Here is a 17998-nt window from a genome sequence, read left to right as displayed (position 1 = left end):
GATTTAAACCGATTGTTTACCGATAGAGAAGTATTTGAATCCTTCTTTTTTCATATGATCCGGACGATATTGGTTTCTACCGTCAAAGATCACATGACCCTTCATCAATTTTTTAATTCTGGAAAAATCAGGTTCTCTGAATTCTCTCCATTCGGTAAGAAGAAGTAGTGCATCCGCACCTTCTAACGCGTCATACGCGTCTTTAGCATATTCTATCTTGTCTTTAAAATAGTATTCCGAAGTTTCTTTAGAAACAGGATCGAATGCCTTGATCTTAGCACCTTCTTCATGCAATTTTAATAATAGAGGAATAGAAGGTGCCTCTCTCATATCGTCCGTACCCGGCTTGAATGCGAGTCCCCAAACCGCCAAAGTTTTTCCTTTGATCTGACCCTTTCCGAAGAAGTTCTCAATCTTAGTGTACAAACGGACCTTTTGGTCTTCGTTCACTCTTTCCACTTCTCTAATGATACGAAGAGAAGAAGAAAAATCCTCGGAAGTGCGGATCAATGCACGAACGTCTTTAGGAAAACAAGATCCGCCGTAACCGATACCTGCATATAAAAATTGGCGGCCGATCCTGGAATCGGTTCCCATACCTTTTCTTACATCTTCGTAATCCGCACCAACGGTTTCGCATAAGTTAGCGATCTCATTTGCAAAAGAGATCTTAGTGGCTAAAAATGCGTTACATGCGTATTTAGTTAGCTCCGCAGAAACGGTTCCCATTTTAATGATTGGGTTTCCGTTCAATACGAATGGAGCGTAAAGTTGAGCAACAAGATTTCCTGCTCTTTCGCTGTCTGCGCCGATCACAACTCTTTCAGGTTTCATGAAGTCGTCGATCGCAGCACCTTCTTTCAAGAATTCGGGATTGGATACAACGTCGAATTCATGTTTGGTGTTTTTAGAAATAATTTCTTTTACTTTGGCAGCGGTCCCTACTGGAACAGTGGATTTGTCCACGATCACTTTGTAACCGTTGATTGATTTTCCGATCTGTTCTGCCACTGCATACACGGCGCTTAGATCCGCAGATCCGTCCTCGGATGTTGGAGTTCCAACAGCGATAAAAATGATTTCAGAGCCTTCTACACCTTCTTGGATGGAAGTGCTGAAACCCAGTCGATTCTCCTTATGGTTATTCAAAACCAATTCGGAAAGACCAGGTTCATAAATAGGTATGATTCCTTTTTTCAAGTCCTCTATTTTTTTAGAGTCCTTATCCACGCAGATCACATGATTTCCATATTCAGCGAAGCAAGCTCCGGCCACAAGGCCCACATAGCCGCTTCCAATTACGCAAACTTTCATACGAAAACCAGAATCCTTTCAAAGAGGAGGCTGGGAAGGAATTTATCCGGAAAAATCCCCTTTTTTCGCCTCTACTTTGACCGGGATCCAAGCGGCGCCTTCAAATTTGGGGACATCCAATCTTTCCAGTTCGAATTGAAGAACCCCATCCTTCCAAAGATAGGAACCTTCCGCATGACTTTCACCAGAATGTAATGCGATCCCAAGTGAGTATTTACCCGGAGAAAGATTCATCGGAAAACGAAAATCAATCCGAATCGGTTCCTTCGGTTTTAGATCTTTTTGGCGGCCGCCTATATGGAATGTATTCGTTCCGAAAACTCTGATCCCTCTATGATCATCAATATGAAAACCGACAGTTAGATCTTCTAAAGAAGAACGAAATGAAGCACCTACTCTTAATAAAACTTCTGCACCCACAGGCAGGATAGAAGGATTAGATTTACCCGCGTATTGGATCTCTACATCCAAAGATTCCACCAAAGAATCCTTATCTTGGATCTTAGTATTTCCTTCCAAAGAAGAAGATGCAATGATCTGCATATATTCTCTAAAGCCGTCTATCGGATCTCCATCGAATACCAATTTCCCTTTTTCCAGAACAAGAAGTCGAGTGCAGACGGATTTTAAAAGTTCCAGGTCATGACTTACGATCAGAGTCAAAGTTCCTTCTTCCGAAAACTTGCGGAACCTGTTTAAACTTTTCTGCTGGAAGCTTGCATCACCCACAGCCAATGCCTCGTCCACGATCAAAATATCGGGACGTTTTGCAGTCGCGAGTGCAAAGCCCAATCTCATCGTCATACCGGAAGAATAATTTTTTAAAGGGCTTTTACGAAATTCGGACAAACCGGAAAACTTAAAAATTTCCTCAGAAGATCGGATCAGTTCTTCAGGATCCAATCCCCAGACTAAACCGTTATAGTATAAGTTCTCTTCTCCGGAAAGTTCAGGATTAAAACCGACTCCCAATTCTAAGATAGAACGAACAGTTCCCTTCTTCTCTAACTTACCTGAATCCACTTTGGAAACTCCGGTAAGCAATTTAAGTAAGGTGGATTTTCCTGCGCCGTTTCGGCCGATGATACCGATGACTTCTCCCTTCTCCGCAGAAAAAGAAATCCCATCTAAGGCTTTGTATTTTACATCCAAACCGAAATATCCGAACGTAATCGCGCTTAAAAGTCTATTCCAAGGTTTACTATAACCTTGGTAGGTCTTGGAAATATTCTCTATCTTAATCAAAGGTGATCCAACACTATCTGATTTAATTTAGTACGACTTAAAAGAAATACGCCTAAGAAAATCCCTAAAAAAGGAAGAAAGTCCAAAACCCCAGCCTGAGGAGTATATCCAACAAGCAATGCGGATCTAAAAACTTCCAAAGGAAAGAAGAACGGGTTAAATACATTCAATTTTCCTAAAATACCTTTGGATCCATAAAGAATAGGAAGACCCCAGAACAAAAACTGGGTCAATAATCTCACCAAGGGAGAAATATCTCTCAGAATAATATTCACACGAGCAAGATAACTTTGAAGGCAGGCCAGAAACAATCCGGTGCAGAACATGGAAAAAAAAGAAAGAGGTAAACTCCAGACCCCAAGCTTGCCGGCCCAGGCCAAAAAGATAAAGATAGGAATAGAAGTTACGAGCCAATGCAACAAAAACTGAACAAATGGGATCCAGAGAAAAATTTCAGGACCAAGAGGAGATCTTTTGATCAACTGTCTATTGTCCGTAAGAATTCCGGTGCCTCTGATCAGATATTCCTGCAAAGGTATCCAAAACAAAAGTCCGCTGAGTACATTAGAAAAATATTCTATGGAATTTTCACCTTGGGATCTGATACCTATGAAATAAAATACGATCGTATAGATCAGGATCAAACTTACGTTTTGTAGGAACATCCAAGTCAGGCCCAATGCGGAACCCGCGTACTGCAGTGCATAATCCCTTCTGACAAGAACCGATAAAATTCTGAGATTACGCAAAAAAACGGAAGAGGTCATCTACAACCTATGATTGGGATTTAAGAGGAGAAATAGATCAGTTCTCTTCTAGTCGAGTAGATTGTTTGCAGGAAAAGATCCCGTCAATTCCAAAAATCCAATGGTCCAAAAGCTCCACATCCAAATTGCCGAGTATATCCTTTAAGTTTGTATAGACTTCCCAATCTTCTTGGCTTGGATAACAGATCATACCCGGATGATTATGGGCCAGTATCGCTTGGGAAGCCTCGTCGTTCAGTACGATCCGGACCAGGTCTCTGGGAAGAACTCCCACTTCTTCCAAACTACCTTTGGAAACCGTCTCCACTCTTAAAAGATCTCCTGCAGGAGAGATGGTAGCTAAAACAAAACATTCTCTTTTTAAAGGGGTAAATAAACCCTGCAGATAAGAAGAAAGTGTAGTCGGGTTATAACCCGCCATTCGGATCGATTTGTATTTGAGTCTTTTAGAGAGTTCTAAAGCGGCCAGTACGGTGGCGATTTTTGCCTTACCCAAACCGTTGATATGAAAATTTCTAGGAATATTGGATGAGAGAAGTCCTCCCAATCCTCGGGACTTTTTTAGAATATCTCGGCTGAGGTCTTCGATAGGAAGGCCCCTGCTCCCTTTGCCCAAAAGAACGGCAATCAGCTCCCAGTCTTCCAGATTATCCGCATCATGAAAGATACGAGATCTAGGATCCGGGCCTGAGCCCCAGCGCTCAGCCAAGTTTAAATTTTTCTCAGGTTCTTCTTGCTCAGCTCGGAAAGTGTTTCAGAGAACCAATTTCCGTCCTGGACCAAGTCCCCTTGGAAAGATTCTTCCAAATAATCCGCGAAGGTTTTAGAGTTCGGCTCAGAAGAACGAACTTTTTCCCTCCAATCGAATCCCGCTCCAGCGAGACCTTTACGGCTTCTCTCGTAAGCACCTGAATCTTGTAGAGATCGAATCATCATAACTTTCTCTCCCTCGTCTATTTAGACGACATAAATTGAATTTATTACACTAATAATCTACTAAACGGTTATTTATATACTATACGAATTTATAGTCACCGTCAAGCGTTTACTGTGATTTTTTAGAGAAATTTCCGAATATCTACCCAGTAGTTTCTCACTCACAAGATCCATTCTATCCCTGGCCCGGACAAATCCTGAATTCAACCTGGTTTCAATTCGGAAAAAATATGCCATATTCCGGAAAAATCGCACTCGCCTCTTACTGAGTTTGACCCGTCTCGGGAATGAGGTTCCTATATTTAGCCATCCTTCTTCTTCCAACCGCTCTTTTATTCGGGTTCGATAGAAACATTCCGGTAGAGGTCTGGTTCCGTCCTTGGTGGAAAGGAGGAGAATTATCCTTTTTTGGAATATATGAAAAAGAAGAAGTTCCGCTGCCAGGAATTTCTCTCCAAGTCCCGTTCTCATTCGGCCCAAAAGAAGAATATAGACTCTCTTATGTTCGAAGCGGTCGGAACAAAGAAGGGAATTTTTTCGAAACAGTTTCCTTAGGTTATCAACTAGAGCTAAGCCATAATTTAGGCGTACGATTCAGATTCGGAGCAGGAGGTTCGGAACCTTCTTCTTATTTTACTTCGCTTGGGTTTTATCATTCCAAACTAAGTTGGGATCTTTTTGGAAGAAAGAACCAGGAAGAAAATTCTTTAGGAGTATTACTCAACTCTTCTCAGGACTCGGAATTTAGGATCGGTTTAGGTTTCGAAAGGATCCGAACGAACTCTGCTGATTTTGAAGATAGAATTTCTATAGGAGTTTATTGGAACTGGGAAGGATTTTTAGGACAGTTAGAAGGTTTCGAGTCGGAGAAAGATCCAATCGGATTTGTGGGACTTGGATATTCTCCATTTTATAAAAAAGAAGAAGGCCCCAAATCTATAGCTACCTCGCAGGCTCCCACCGAAAGAACAAATATTTATCCTTCTCTGGAAGCAGAAGAACTTTTGAGATTAGGATTTTCCTTACAAGAATCCATTTCGATCTCTTCCTATTCCAAAGGTCCCGCCGAAAAATTCGAAACGTATCTGGATTCAATTCCGGAAACCAAAAGAAGAAAAATCAAAAGACTGATCCGGACAAAAAGGGGTTTCTAAATGAAAAGATCCCTTTTTGTACTATTCTTTTTTTCGAATATTCTTTCTGCAGAAAGTCTGCCCTCTTCTTTTTCCACAGGAGTTTCTTTTTCAGGATATGATTCCAGGTATTATACGAAAAGACAAGAGACCGTATGGCTCAGGGGAGAAGTTTGTTTTAAAAATTTTGTTTTAGTTCTTCCTGATACGGAATGTTCCAAACACAAAATGTTTTTAGAAAAAAGAGGAGAAACTTATTTAGGCTCTTATCTATTCGAGAATAAGAATGTTTATCTTTCATATGGGAATCGATTCAGGCCTTTAAACCATTTTTTCTTTTTAAGAGAGAAGTTTGACTTTTCTTCCTTCTGGTTTTTAGAACAACCGACCGTAAGAACAGGATTTTTAGGTCTAAAATTCGGTGAAAGTATATTAGGAACTTATTATGCGGAGAATTCTGCGGATAAACAACCAGGCTTCTTCTTCAAACCGTACAAAAATTATCTGGAATTAGCATATTCTCCCCAAACGAAGGAGGGATTTATACTTTTAGAATTCCCTTCTTCCGAGGAAAGAAAATCGGAAAAAAAGCCGTATTGGTTCAGGACCGAAATTTTCGGAACCAAAGATAATCCTCAAGGAATTGTATCCGCTTCTTGGGCGGACAGAGAGAAGGACAAAAGAATATTCGCCTCAGGCTTTAGAGGAAGATCGGGGCAATTATTCCAACTCTCGGAAAGAACAGATCCTGAAGAAAAAGCCGAATTATTCAGATTCGTTTGGGAACCGGGACCTTATAGAAGATTACAATTCGCAGAATCGAGTCGATATTCTTCAGATGAAAAAGAGATCTACTCTGCCCAATCCGTTTTAGGAAGAGTGGAAATTTTAGAATTCCCTTGGTTCGCAATCTTGGTTCAGGCTCGAGCTTATTCATTTTCGGATCATTCTTCTTGGATTTTTGGAAAAGGTTTATACCTAGCCTACCAAAGAAAGTTTTGGAGATGGGAAATCGGGCAAGAGTGGAGAAAGAACGGAGATAGACTTACGGAAGCGGGATTACAGATTTCTATAGGTAAAAACTGGAAGATCTACTCCAGCCTAATCTATGCGGAAGAAAAAAATCTATCACCGGCATTCGCGGAAGAATCAATCACACCGGAAGAGACAGGTTTGGTTGTGACTGATAAATCCTTTTATTCTTTTTTGCGGATCTCACATCCTTATATTTCAATCCATATTCGCCATACAAGAGAGAAAGAAGGCAGAGGAGATGGTTTAAGTATGAGATTCCAGGTGTATATTCCACTGTTTGATTAAAAAATAAAGATATTCGATTAGGTGTACAACATAAGCGCTACCTAAAATGAGTATCACAACTTACAATTAGTCAACGCTTCTTTAAGCGGCCAAAGAGAGAGTCTTAAGCTCTTTTCTGGCAATATTTATATTTTCTATCTTTGGATTAGACTTAACTTCTTGTTCAAATATCTTTTCTCTAATTTGTTTGAATACTGGAGAAAGGAACTCTAATGGAGTGATTTGTTTCAAGGTATTGCTTATTTGGAATAAAACCCTAAGGATTGCAGAATATTCAATTATGATTTTATATAAACCTTCTGCAGTTTTAAACAGAAGTGATCTCAACTCTTTTGGAATTTCTGCCTTATTCGATTTTTGTTTTTCTTCAACTTTAGTATTTATAAAAGAAACAACTAGATAATCACTTAATTCCGCATATTGGTCAGGGCGACGCATTATCATTGTAGATACGGAATAAATAACTTGGAAAAGATTATTGTCAGGATGAACTGTCTCATTTTTCATTAGATGAAGTAAGGATTCGCGAATATTCGAAAAATACTCTCTAGTTTTTTCTACCCTAATTAAATGTCTGTCTTGGCGTATTTTCCGTATATTCCTATAGATTAATATAATCTCTTTAATCATGAAGACTAGTAAAATTGCAAAAAAAGTAATAATAGCTATCGTGGAATCAGTATTCATCTTACTTTGTTCCTTCTAATTTCTGACGTGCTTCGACGCCGTCTTTAAAATCGCCTTTATGTATGAACCTTTCAACTTGCTCATCGGTCCATTTATACTTTTCTTTTAGAATAACAATTCGCCATTCTCTCGCTTCCTGAGCAAGTCGCTGGACAGTTCGCTCCTTTTCTTCAATTATTTTGTCTCTTTCTCGATCTTTCCTGTAATCAGTATATAGACGGAATAGAAATAGGACAACAGCTAATACAATCCCAATTAGAACAGTGTTCAATGGCCCATATTTATCGATAATGCTTTCAAATAGCTTTGTAAAAGCATTTATTGTATCAGACATTTTTTTTCCAATTTTTCATTTTCGGCATAGCAACCTCACCCCAAACGCAGGTGTCTAATAAGACTTTCACGCAACTTGGCTTGAGTCGGTAGGAATATTTTCTATTCTCTCATGGGAGATTACTCGATGTGCATAAACAAGACAGGCCTGTATATCATCCAATTTAACCAAGGGTGACCTTGTAAGATCTGCTCAGGCGTATCTTCCGCTGCAAGCATCCCAAGGATATGTTCAACGGCCAATCTACGACCTCGAATGATTGGTTTTCCGCCCAAGATTTTAGGATCAAAGGTGATCCTTTTAATTAGATTTTCTTGATCCATACCGCACTTACTTTCTTGGATTTTTTAAGTGCCGTCCAATCTTTTTTAAAAGAGAAACCGGCACAATCAATGAAAAGTTATTCCATCTAGGCTAAACCAGAAAATAGAAATTCACTTTTAGTCTAGTTTTACTCTCAATTCTTGTAAAATATGGATCAGGAAAGTCAAAATCCCTGAGAAGATATAAAGACAGATCAATCCATATACAAGCCAAGGCCAACGAGCAAACCCTACGAAGAAGAGTGCAATCAAAGCAGCGCCGAGCATCAAACCTGCACGTAAAGGACTTAGCTTGGAGCGAATCGCTGCTTGAGGTTTTCCATAACGAATATTAGAAACCATTAAAAAAGCGATCAGTATAAATAAAGGAATTCCCAACCAATGAGGAAGAGTATGATCTTTTCCTAAAAAGATCGGCAAAAATCCGATGGTAATTCCTGCAATCGGAGATGGCAACCCGGTAAAAGAAGAAGGATCATGAGCCACATTAAATCTTGCTAATCTATATGCGGCACAAGCAGGAAAGATAGCGGCGATCAACATTCCGATCGGAAAAAGATCTTCTTTTCCGAAAACGTCAATTTTGTATTCTCCCAGAACCATATTATAAAAAAGGAATCCAGGTGCGATACCGAATGCGGTCAGATCGGCAAGACTGTCCAAGTCAGCGCCTAACTCGCTGGTTGCATCCAAGGCTCTTGCAGTCATTCCATCTAATCCGTCGCAGATTGCCGCGAGTAGGATGAAAAATCCGGAGAGTATATAGGATTGAGGTCCGTTACCTGTTGCCTCGGAAGCGATCAGTATGGAAACAAATCCCATACTCAAGTTCCCGAGAGTGATCATATTTGGAATCCAATGTAGCCTGCGATTCATATATAGGTCTCCTGCCTTACTGGACTTACAGTAAAGTCCAAACTCTTAGAATATCCCTGTTTAAATAGATAATAACCGAGGGCAGCAACCATCGCGCCGTTATCCGTGCAGTAGATCTTTTTTTGGGGAGAAAAAAATTCCAGGGAATTTTTTTCCGCGAATTTAGATAATCTGTTACGAAGTGTAGAATTCGCCAAGACCCCTCCTCCCGCCACGATCCTTTTGATCCCTGTAATGGAAACCGCACGTTTCAAATTTCTTTCCACAAGTTCAAATGCAGTCTTTTGGAAATGATAACATACCGCCTCTGTGGATAGATCCGGTTGTTTTGCGATCAAATGAGAAACCGCAGTTTTTAAACCTGAAAAAGAAAATGCAACACGATCCTGCTCCAGATTTCTAAGCAAAGGAGGCAATAGATCTTTCTCCTTTGGGCCTGGAACATATTTAGATGCTTCCTTTTCGATTGGAGGTCCGCCTGGATAAGGCAAGGACAATAGACCGGCCACCTTATCGAATGCTTCTCCCAAGGCGTCATCCATCGTATCTCCCACCACTTCCATTGTGCCGAAATGAGGGATCTTATAGATGGCAGAGTTCCCACCGGAAAGAAGTAAACCTAATACTGGAAATACAGGCTCCACTTCTTCTAAATGTAATACTGCAAAATGAGCCTGTAAATGACAAAGTGGAACGATCGGTGTTCCATACACTGCATGAATGGATCTTGCGAGTTGTGCCCCTATCATAAGTGAACCGGTTAAGCCGGGAGATCTAGTCACGGCCACATAGTCCAGATCAGCAAGTCCGAGTTTAGATTCTTCTAAAACTTCCGAGAGTAGAGGATTGATCTTTTCTAGATGAGCTCTATATGCGATCTCCGGAACAATTCCTCTAAAAGGTTTATGCAGATCTATCTGGCTAAAAATTTTGAGGGAAAGTAATTCTTTCCCATCTTTCACAATTGCTAGACTGGTTTCGTCGCAGCTAGTCTCTATTCCAAGACCGATCATGGTTAAGATTTGGAAGAAAGTAGATCCACTGCTTTTTTCAACTGAGGATCCAATTCCAAATCGGTCATAGTTCTGTCTTTTTCCGGTTGGGTCTTATTTTTATAAACTGCTCTGGCAACATCCGAACTAAGTTTGATCCCTTGTTCTTTAAGAGCTTTTTCGAAATTCAAAAAATTCTGCTCATTGTACTCGGGATATTTTGCAGCAAGTTGATCTAGTAGCTTTTTCTCGCTCATCTTCCTGAGATAAAAACGATCGTCTTCGTTAGGTTCTATTCCTTTTACGATCACATCAGGTTGTATTCCTTTTCCATGAAGTGATTTACCGGAAGGAGTATAATATTTTTGAACTGTAAGTTTTACGGCCATTCCGAAAGAAAGTGGATAAACGATTTGTACGGAACCTTTTCCGAAAGAAGTAACTCCTATAATTTTTCCTCGTTTATGGTCTTGGATGGCTCCTGCAAAAATTTCAGAAGCGGAAGCAGAACCTTCATTAATAAGAACAACTAATGGTATAGAAGTATATTTGTCTCCCTTACTTGTCGACTTGGAAACATCGGCAAGTTCTCCTCCTCTTCCTCTCACGGAAACTATATCCAATCCTTCCGGAAGAAAAATATCGGATAATGCAACAGACAAAGGAAGTAAACCGCCCGGATTCATTCTTAGGTCCACGATCAGACCTTCCGATTTTTTATCCGCGAGCGTCTTCAGATGTTTTTTAAATTCTTCTAATGTGTTTTCTCCCATGAACTGGTTCAAACGGAGATATCCGACTTTCTCTTTTTCGAAGAAGTAGGAACGAACATATCTTATCTTGATATTTTCACGGACCAAGGTAAACTGCAGAGGTTCTTTGATATTTTTTCTTTCTACTTTGATACTTACGGAACTTCCGGGTTTTCCACGCATCAGTTTGATACCTTCTGCGTAGCCCAAGTTTGCCGTACTTTTACCGTCTATCTCTATGATCCTATCTTGAGGTAAGATTCCCGCTTTCATCGCAGGAGTATCTTCGATAGGAGAAACGACTACTATGGCTCCGTCCGTATAAGCCACTTCCATACCGACTCCGCCGAAAGATCCTCGAGTCTCTTCCCGCATCTGCCTGTATTCTTCTTCTTCCAAAAAAGAAGAATGTGGATCTCCTAGAGATCCGAGCATTCCTTTGATCGCGCCCAAGAATACTTTTTCTTCGTCTACGGTTTCTACATAACCGTTTTGCATGAGCCCGAAAACTTCATGGAATAATTGCAGATATTTTTCGGCAGTTTCAGAAACCGCTTTTGCATGGACCGGACGAAATACAACTGTAGTAAATAGGATCAGAACCAAACTGGCCCAGGCAAATCTTTCCTTATTCTTCATTTTTGCCGACCAATGCGAAGTAAGTCTTCGGATATTTGATTCGAATTTGTTCCATTACGGAATCCTTATCTAGTTGATATCTTTCGCAGGCCGCTTCCAAAATTTCGGGATCTTTGCGAATGGTTTGTTCGGAAGCGTAATTCAATCTTTCCGCAAGGCGGGCCTCGGTCAGATATTCAAGGACTAGTTTTAAGTCCCTGTCCCCGATCTCTTTCTTTCGGGAGGCGCAATCGAATAATAGAAGTAATAGGAAGAAGGCCGCGAATACGCGGAAAAAGGAAAGATTATTCACTCTTTCAAAATCTTTCCTCTCTCAGGGGCTAGTGTCAACTCCGAAATCCGGAGCGACTATCAATAGGAACGGTAAAGACCGATCAACTTTCCTACGATGGTTACTTTTTTACTACGGATCGGTTTGTATTTTGGATTTCTAGCTTCCAAACGAATATGATCCGCTTCTTTAAAATATACTTTTAAAGTGGCCTCGTCTTCGATAAGTGCGACTACAATCTCTCCATTTCGGGCTATATCCTTTTTTTGGATAATCGCCACGTCTCCATCATTGATACCGGCTTCTATCATGGAATCCCCTTGCACTTTTAGAGCAAAGGTAATCCCTTTAGAGGCCATCTCTTCCGGAACCGGGATATAAGATTCTATATTTTCCTCTGCCAGGATGGGGAGTCCCGCAGCTACTCTACCTAAGAGCGGGATACTTGGGGTGGGAACTGGTAAACTTTCAAATGGACTTTGGCGGGTAAGCTCTATTGCTCTGGACTGGTTTTTGGAGGTCTTTAGGTATCCCTTTTTTTCTATGGCTTTCAGGTGATCGTAAGCACCCTTTGCCGTGATACCGAACTCATCTCCGATCTCTCTGATCGTTGGCGGAAAGCCCCTTTCTTTGATCACATTGGTAATAAACTGTAAAACAGCGAGTTGCTTTTCCGTTAGATCTTTCATGCTTAACAAGTTATTAGTGAATAAATGTTGCGCAAGTACTTTTTTGGTGATATAATTTTAAATAAAATATACCTAGTTGGAGGGTAAAATGATAGAAAAACAATTGATCCAAGTGGAGACTAATAGTAGTCTAAAACTAGACTACTTTATGAAAAAGGTAAATTTAAGCGAAGCAAAGGCCCATTTGGGACGTTATTTAAAGGCAGCCAGCTCCGGCGAGAGAGTAGTCATCTCTGAACGAAACCGCCCTATGGTAGAGCTCGTTCCCATCTCCATACCCAAGACAAAAAAGCTAAAACCTGGGATCTTGGCAGGTAAGTTTACTGTGCCGGATGATTTCAATTCCCCACTTGTAGAATTCGAATCGGATTTTTACGGGGAATAAAATTTGAGAACAATCCTATTAGATACACAGATCATTCTCTGGTTTTTATTAGAAGATCCCAAACTTCCCCCAATCATTAAAGAACTCTGCAAGGAAGATCAGGTCAGGCTTCTATTCCACCAAGTATCTCTCTGGGAAATACAGATCAAATACGATCTGGGAAAACTGCCTCTGCCAGAAATGCCCGGATATTTTTTAGTGAATGCATGTATACAGTCCGGTCTGGAAAAATCCGTGATGCAGGACGAGGCGATCTTCTTCTTAACTAGACTGCCTAATATACACAGAGATCCTTTTGATAGATTACTTCTTTCCCATGCAATGATCAACGGATGGGAGTTTGCGACTACGGATGAGATCTTGAAAAAATATCCGGTTAGAATATTAGAAAATATTAAAACTTAAGGAATTCACTTTTAAGAACGAAGGAACCCTTAGAGACAACTTCCGCACCGTCAGGTAATCCACCCAAGATAATGATATCGTCCTCGATGGTGTCCCCTACAATCACGTTTACCGCTTCGAAACTACCTTCTCCATGAGGAATGAATACGAAAAATTTTCCTTCTATCTCATGGACTGCTTCTAGAGGGATCATCTTACGTTTTCCTCCTCCAGTGCTTACTACAAGACCGGCTACTTTTGCAGTAACGGTTTGGCCCGGTTTTAGTTTGTTTCCTTTATTGGAGACCATGATCCTGAGTTTTGCGGTACGTTTTACGTTATCTAAAACTGTTCCCACATAACCCACTTTTCCTTGGATCTGAACGCTACTATGCTCGTCCCCTAAAGGAAAGATAGTCGCCTGAGCACCTTCTCTCACTCCACCCAGATCTTTTTCGTACACGTCGAGTAAAACCCAGAGATGACTTAAGTTAGCGATCGTGAATAATTCTTCGTTACGAGTTACTTGTTGTCCTAGGATCGCCTTTCTTTCGGTGACTTCTCCGTTGATAGGACTTCTGAGGATCAGGTTAGAAGAAACATAGATCCCTCTTTCGATCCCTTCTATTTCGGAAGGAGTCAGACCGTAATTATCCAGCTTGATACGAGTGGTTTCCACTTCCGTTCTTGCAGTTTTGTATTGCATGGTCGCGAACTCGTATTCTTTCGCGGAAGTAACTTTCATTTCGAAAAGTTCCTTAGCACGATCCGCCTGCATCTTCAATGCGTCCAAAGATGCTCTTGCTTTTACGTAAGCCGCCTCTACTTCTCCCAATTGGATGGAAGAAAGAATTGCTAACGGAGATCCTTGGCTGACCTTATCTCCTTCTTTTACCAAAACTTTTTTGATCCTGGCCTCGACCTGAGAGCCGACCTTTGCCATACTTTCAGGATCATAGGTGATCCTGCCTGGCAGTGCAAGCTCTTCGAACTGGGAGACTTCTTTTAAGCCGACGTAAGTGAGAGGATGTCTTCTGATGACGTCTTCCGGGACAGTGAATACGTTTTTGTTCTCTTCGGTGATCTTTTTTTCAGGTTTCTTTTTGGAGAAGTATTTGAACCCGAAAAATGCGATCGTGATCCCCAAGGCTAAAACGATCAGAACTTTATATTTTTGGAATAATAGTTTCATTGTCATTCTCCCTTCGCCTTGTTTGCCGAAGAAATTTCCGCGATTCTTCCGGTTGCGGCCTTATAATTTTCTACCGCGTTAAAATATAAATACAGTAAATCGTAATATTCTCTGAGGATAGTGAGGTAGTTTTTTTCTGCTTGGAGGAAGGTTACTTGATCGGAGGCGCCGCGGACATACGCAATTCTGGATTTCTCTTCCAGTTGTTTGTTCTTCTGGAGAAGGTTGATCCTTTCGTATTTGGTTAAGAGTTCTTCTCTCGCCAAGAGTTCTTTTTTTGCGGCTTCTATCTCTGCGATTACTTCTCTTTTTTTCGCATCCAAGGCTAATTCGAATTTTCTATATTCTTCTTTTGCAGAATATACTTTTCCTTGGCCTCTATCGTTCAAAGGGATCGGGATGGAAGCGAATACTCCTCCGTAATTTTCCCCACCTTTGACCCTCCATTCTCCACCTAACTGCAACCAGCCGAAGGACTCCCTTCTTTGCAGTTCTATGTTCATCTTTTTCTCTTGTAACCTTTGCTCTAATGCGGTAAGGTCAGGACGTTCTATAGAAGGAAAATTCTCTTTTAGGTGAAGTCCCATTTCTTCCAAAGGTCTGAACTTCATGGAGTCCACTTTGAATGCGAATACTCCCTCTTCTTCAGACAGACCGGAAAGAATGCGCAGATCTTTTTCGATAACTTGTCTGCGAACGATCGCGTCACGGTAGAATTTTTCTACCTGTATCCTTTCCAACTCCAGACGTTCGAATTCTAAAGGAGAGATGTCCCCCTTCTGCACTCTAAACTTTGTGAGTTCTAAAAGGTCGCTGTAGTTTTCGTAGAATTCTTTGTTTGTATCTACTAGAAGTGTAAGAAATACGAATGCCCAATAATTTTGGCGAAGCCTCATCCTAAAGATTCGATCGAAATTATAAAAATCTTGGATAGATGCTTCGAATCCTTTTTTGGCTACTCTTGTTCTAAGAGGAACAACTCCGTATACGTCCAACTCTTGGTACATTCCGGGTGCGGTTTCCGGACTTCCGCCTTGTGAATTTGGAGTTCCACCAATGAACTGTTGTTGGAATTGAAGGACCGGGTTTCTGTATAAGGAAGCGGTGATTACCCGTCCTCTCTCTATCCCCATATTTTGTTTTTCGGCTAAATACAGCGGGTTGTTTGAGATCGCATATTCAGTTAAACGATCCACATCCCAGTCTATGACCTTGCCTGTAGTTGGAGTAGTACTTGTAGAACTGCTAGTCGCCGGAGTGATGTTTTGGTTCGGTTTATTAACCGTGCTTCCCTTTTTATCTTCGTTAGTAGTTTCGAAAGGAATTGTTTCGGGAAATACAAGTGTCCCGAAAGGAAATAAGAAGGAAGAAGCGGCAAAAATAGAAAGAAGGATCCAACTTCTGCACTTATTATAGGAAGTTTTATCGAGTGAATCTTGTTCCTGTTCCGATTGGAAGTCTCGCATCCTATTTCCTTATGGCTATTTCAATACCAAGCCCTGGTACCGCAAGTCCGTTTGCCTTTTTAGAAGATTTCATTTTAGAAAAGCCGGAATAAGTACCATTTCCCGTCCTGCTTTATGAAATACGGATTGATCAGTTCCCTTTCTAGTTTCTGGTTCTCTTTAAATTTGAGCTTTAACTCGCAAGCGTTCTTGCTCTCGTAATAAAAATCGACCTCTATCCCTCCGGAAGAGAGTAACAAATCCCGGACCGTTCTAACTTCTTTCGAGTTTTTCTGTTTTTCCAATAGTTCTCGATCGAAGAAGTATATGCGAAAATAATTATCCGGAGTAGAAAGCTCTTGTATAAGTTGTTCTCTGGTCCAATTCCCTTTTATGTCCAGATAGATCCCGTCTTTTTTGGAAACGATCTCCGGTAAAAAATTCAGATCCCTTTCGATCGTTCCTGAAACGAGACGTTGTAATAATTTCAGGATCTCTTCCGTGTCCTTGGAATGTTCTCCGGTATGTCCCGCTAAAAAAACTTTTCCTTGAGTAATAGTTGGAGGGATTTCAGGACTTCGCTTAGCAGAGAAAGTAGATTCTTTTCCCGTAACACAAGAAACTTGTAATAATATTAGAAATAATAGTCCTCTGAACAAAGCAGATCCGTAAAAAGATAGATAGAACATGTTTAGGACCCCAAATAAAACCGAAGGTTCCCTTTAGCCTTGGGATTTCAGTGCCTTTTTTAAAAGTTCTTCTAAGTCTCTTCCATAGAGTACGGAGAGTCTGGACGGATTATCCGCCAAAAATCTGCGGGCGCCTTCCGTGAATTCCGCGTCTCCTATGATAAATGCCTTGTCCAATGCCATATCTTTCACCTGGCCCAAGGTATCTCTTAAGAATATGTCGGAAATTTTGGCGTCCTTCCATTTTCTGAATTTGAAAAGCGCTCTGGTCTCTTTATCCGTTTTGTTCAGACCTTGGAAATTGACCCCGTCCCCTTCTTTATTAGGGATCTCCCTACTCACCGTATAATTCAGAGCTATAACTACCTTCACGCATAAGTTTTTGAAATCCACGCCCTTTAAGGATCTATAATGATCCATGGCGCTGATCCCGATCTTATTCACGTCAATTACTATCTTGTTACCTTCTTCGTCTATGATCCCTTTGATATGGAAAGATTTGGAAGATTTTAAACCTGAGATCTCATAATAACGTTCTACAGGAAATAGTTCGGTGAATAATTTTCCTAACTCCTGCTCCGGAAGAAATCCGCTCTTGGAAACTTTTCCAAGTTCCAATCTTTTTGTTTCTACTTGGTATTTATAATTTGCAAGTTCTATGATCCGATCGTCGTCCACTCTTTCCGATTCCGCTTCGATCAGATATTCGCTGGCATCTTCTAATCTTCCCATATTGACAGCTATAAGAGCGAAATGGAAATCTGAGTCTATCATCTCCTGTTTCCATCCGTTATTCCTTGCGATCTCCATACAAAGCCTTGCATGTTTTAAGGCTTCGTTCCAATTCGCTTTTAGTATAAATTCCAACATGATAAATTGGAATAATGTGTAACGAACGTATTCATCTGTGACAACATCTACCACAGAGTTTGCTACACGGATCGCCTCGTCATGTTCTCCGGCCCTAGATAAAGAAACTGCGTATAAAAATCCGCCTACGGAAGAAGTTGGATCTTCTTCGAATGCTTTTTGAAAATAAGTTCTGGGATCTCCTTTTCTTAGGATCCCTGCGACCACACCTTTTCCAATGAGTAAGGCAGGCATTTTGATCTTCTCATCCGGGATCCTGGAAAGGAATTTATCTGCGATCCCGAATTCTTTTTGGCCGATCGCCATAAAACCGATACGGATACAAGCTTCTAGATTATCCGGGTCTACGGAAAGTGTATCCGAATAATGAAATACAGCTTCTTCATATAGATCTTGCTGGTAATATATATCTGCGAGACGATTGGATACTGCTATTTCCGAAATTTCCTTATCGAAGCTTCCGATCTTTTTGATCTTATCTAAATGTTTTGCTTCGTTATTATAATCGCCCTCCATGGCGTAAATTTTCGCCATGATAAAATGAGCCCTGGTGTTAGATGGATTGGAATCTAGAATATCTCTGATAAGGATCCGAGAGTCGACGTAATTTCCCATAGCCGCCAAAGCAAGAGCCTTCTCAAACGAATCCTTTTTGGATTGAATGAGAAAGGAACCTGCTGCGACGATCAGGATGATTCCAGCTGCTACGAGAATTACAAAGATCATTTTTCGGAATTTCTGCTATTAACTAAATA

21 protein-coding genes are annotated in these 17998 nt (G+C 40.8%); 4 read left to right on the top strand and 17 right to left on the bottom strand.

The annotated features are described in order from the left end of the window. Positions 1–3: 3 nt before the first annotated feature. The 5 genes from EHR06_RS18675 to EHR06_RS18655 are packed head-to-tail and all read right to left on the bottom strand — an operon-like array spanning position 4 to position 4262. Positions 4–1314: a UDP-glucose dehydrogenase family protein gene (locus EHR06_RS18675; protein ID WP_135758406.1), complete on the bottom strand. Its 1311-nt coding sequence runs from the start codon at positions 1312–1314 to the stop codon at positions 4–6. Positions 1315–1356: 42 nt separating this feature from the next. Continuing rightward, positions 1357–2559 carry an ABC transporter ATP-binding protein gene (locus tag EHR06_RS18670; protein WP_135758405.1) on the bottom strand — a complete coding sequence of 401 codons (1203 nt, stop codon included), beginning with the start codon at positions 2557–2559 and terminating at the stop codon, positions 1357–1359. Next, the gene (locus EHR06_RS18665; protein WP_135758404.1) at positions 2556–3326 is read right to left on the bottom strand and encodes an ABC transporter permease; all 771 of its coding nucleotides are present in this window, start codon (positions 3324–3326) and stop codon (positions 2556–2558) included. Before EHR06_RS18665 ends, EHR06_RS18670 begins: the two co-directional genes overlap by 4 nt. A 37-nt stretch (positions 3327–3363) precedes the next feature. After that, positions 3364–4035: a JAB domain-containing protein gene (locus EHR06_RS18660; RefSeq protein ID WP_135758403.1), complete on the bottom strand. Its 672-nt coding sequence runs from the start codon at positions 4033–4035 to the stop codon at positions 3364–3366. Positions 4036–4037: 2 nt separating this feature from the next. Beyond that, positions 4038–4262 carry an LIC12298 family protein gene (locus EHR06_RS18655; RefSeq protein ID WP_086446075.1) on the bottom strand — a complete coding sequence of 75 codons (225 nt, stop codon included), beginning with the start codon at positions 4260–4262 and terminating at the stop codon, positions 4038–4040. Between the two features lie 287 nt (positions 4263–4549). Between EHR06_RS18655 and EHR06_RS18650 the strand changes: the two genes are divergently transcribed. Continuing rightward, positions 4550–5416 (top strand): hypothetical protein, encoded by an 867-nt coding sequence (locus EHR06_RS18650; RefSeq protein ID WP_135758402.1) that lies wholly within the window; start codon positions 4550–4552, stop codon positions 5414–5416. Next, positions 5417–6715 (top strand): hypothetical protein, encoded by a 1299-nt coding sequence (locus EHR06_RS18645; RefSeq protein ID WP_135758401.1) that lies wholly within the window; start codon positions 5417–5419, stop codon positions 6713–6715. It abuts the gene before it with no gap. An 81-nt stretch (positions 6716–6796) separates the two neighbouring features. On the opposite strand, the gene EHR06_RS18640 is transcribed toward EHR06_RS18645, so the two are convergent. The 8 genes from EHR06_RS18640 to lexA form a co-directional block, all read right to left on the bottom strand. Then, the gene (locus EHR06_RS18640; RefSeq protein WP_135758400.1) at positions 6797–7402 is read right to left on the bottom strand and encodes a hypothetical protein; all 606 of its coding nucleotides are present in this window, start codon (positions 7400–7402) and stop codon (positions 6797–6799) included. A 1-nt stretch (position 7403) separates the two neighbouring features. Next, complete coding sequence (locus EHR06_RS18635) at positions 7404–7736, bottom strand: hypothetical protein (RefSeq protein ID WP_135758399.1); 333 nt, start codon at positions 7734–7736, stop codon at positions 7404–7406. Positions 7737–7855: 119 nt separating this feature from the next. Further along, positions 7856–8059, bottom strand: coding sequence for a DUF433 domain-containing protein (locus EHR06_RS18630; protein WP_244288663.1), 204 nt, complete (start codon positions 8057–8059; stop codon positions 7856–7858). Positions 8060–8176: 117 nt separating this feature from the next. Beyond that, the gene (gene pssA / locus EHR06_RS18625; RefSeq protein ID WP_135758398.1) at positions 8177–8935 is read right to left on the bottom strand and encodes a CDP-diacylglycerol--serine O-phosphatidyltransferase; all 759 of its coding nucleotides are present in this window, start codon (positions 8933–8935) and stop codon (positions 8177–8179) included. Further along, on the bottom strand, positions 8932–9948 hold the full coding sequence (gene tsaD, locus EHR06_RS18620; RefSeq protein WP_135758397.1) for a tRNA (adenosine(37)-N6)-threonylcarbamoyltransferase complex transferase subunit TsaD: 1017 nt from the start codon (positions 9946–9948) through the stop codon (positions 8932–8934). The genes pssA and tsaD overlap by 4 nt, the downstream gene beginning before the upstream one ends. A gap of 2 nt (positions 9949–9950) precedes the next feature. Then, complete coding sequence (locus tag EHR06_RS18615; protein ID WP_135758396.1) at positions 9951–11318, bottom strand: S41 family peptidase; 1368 nt, start codon at positions 11316–11318, stop codon at positions 9951–9953. Continuing rightward, entirely contained in the window at positions 11308–11610 is a 303-nt protein-coding gene (locus EHR06_RS18610) for an LA_1448 family UV-C exposure upregulated protein (RefSeq protein WP_135758395.1), read from the bottom strand. The genes EHR06_RS18615 and EHR06_RS18610 overlap by 11 nt, the downstream gene beginning before the upstream one ends. Positions 11611–11669: 59 nt before the next feature. Continuing rightward, complete coding sequence (lexA, locus tag EHR06_RS18605) at positions 11670–12278, bottom strand: transcriptional repressor LexA (RefSeq protein ID WP_135758394.1); 609 nt, start codon at positions 12276–12278, stop codon at positions 11670–11672. Between the two features lie 88 nt (positions 12279–12366). Between lexA and EHR06_RS18600 the strand changes: the two genes are divergently transcribed. Both EHR06_RS18600 and EHR06_RS18595 read left to right on the top strand, forming a co-directional pair. Next, positions 12367–12663: a type II toxin-antitoxin system Phd/YefM family antitoxin gene (locus tag EHR06_RS18600; RefSeq protein ID WP_135758393.1), complete on the top strand. Its 297-nt coding sequence runs from the start codon at positions 12367–12369 to the stop codon at positions 12661–12663. Between the two features lie 3 nt (positions 12664–12666). Beyond that, positions 12667–13068: a type II toxin-antitoxin system VapC family toxin gene (locus EHR06_RS18595; RefSeq protein ID WP_135758392.1), complete on the top strand. Its 402-nt coding sequence runs from the start codon at positions 12667–12669 to the stop codon at positions 13066–13068. Here the strand turns inward: EHR06_RS18595 and EHR06_RS18590 are convergent. The 4 genes from EHR06_RS18590 to EHR06_RS18575 all read right to left on the bottom strand — a co-directional run bounded on the left by EHR06_RS18590 (position 13058) and on the right by EHR06_RS18575 (position 17969). Beyond that, positions 13058–14239: an efflux RND transporter periplasmic adaptor subunit gene (locus EHR06_RS18590; protein ID WP_135758391.1), complete on the bottom strand. Its 1182-nt coding sequence runs from the start codon at positions 14237–14239 to the stop codon at positions 13058–13060. The two genes, EHR06_RS18595 and EHR06_RS18590, sit on opposite strands and share 11 nt — an antisense overlap. 2 nt (positions 14240–14241) lie before the next feature. Beyond that, complete coding sequence (locus EHR06_RS18585) at positions 14242–15705, bottom strand: TolC family protein (RefSeq protein ID WP_135758390.1); 1464 nt, start codon at positions 15703–15705, stop codon at positions 14242–14244. A 74-nt stretch (positions 15706–15779) separates the two neighbouring features. After that, positions 15780–16373: a hypothetical protein gene (locus tag EHR06_RS18580; protein WP_135758389.1), complete on the bottom strand. Its 594-nt coding sequence runs from the start codon at positions 16371–16373 to the stop codon at positions 15780–15782. A gap of 33 nt (positions 16374–16406) precedes the next feature. After that, positions 16407–17969 (bottom strand): tetratricopeptide repeat protein, encoded by a 1563-nt coding sequence (locus EHR06_RS18575; protein WP_135758388.1) that lies wholly within the window; start codon positions 17967–17969, stop codon positions 16407–16409. Between the last annotated feature and the right edge of the window lie 29 nt (positions 17970–17998).

The sequence above is a fragment of the Leptospira dzoumogneensis genome (genome assembly GCF_004770895.1).
GTDB lineage: Bacteria > Spirochaetota > Leptospiria > Leptospirales > Leptospiraceae > Leptospira_B > Leptospira_B dzoumogneensis.
Note: the sequence above shows the minus strand (reverse complement) of the source record. Positions and strands in the feature narration are given on the sequence as shown.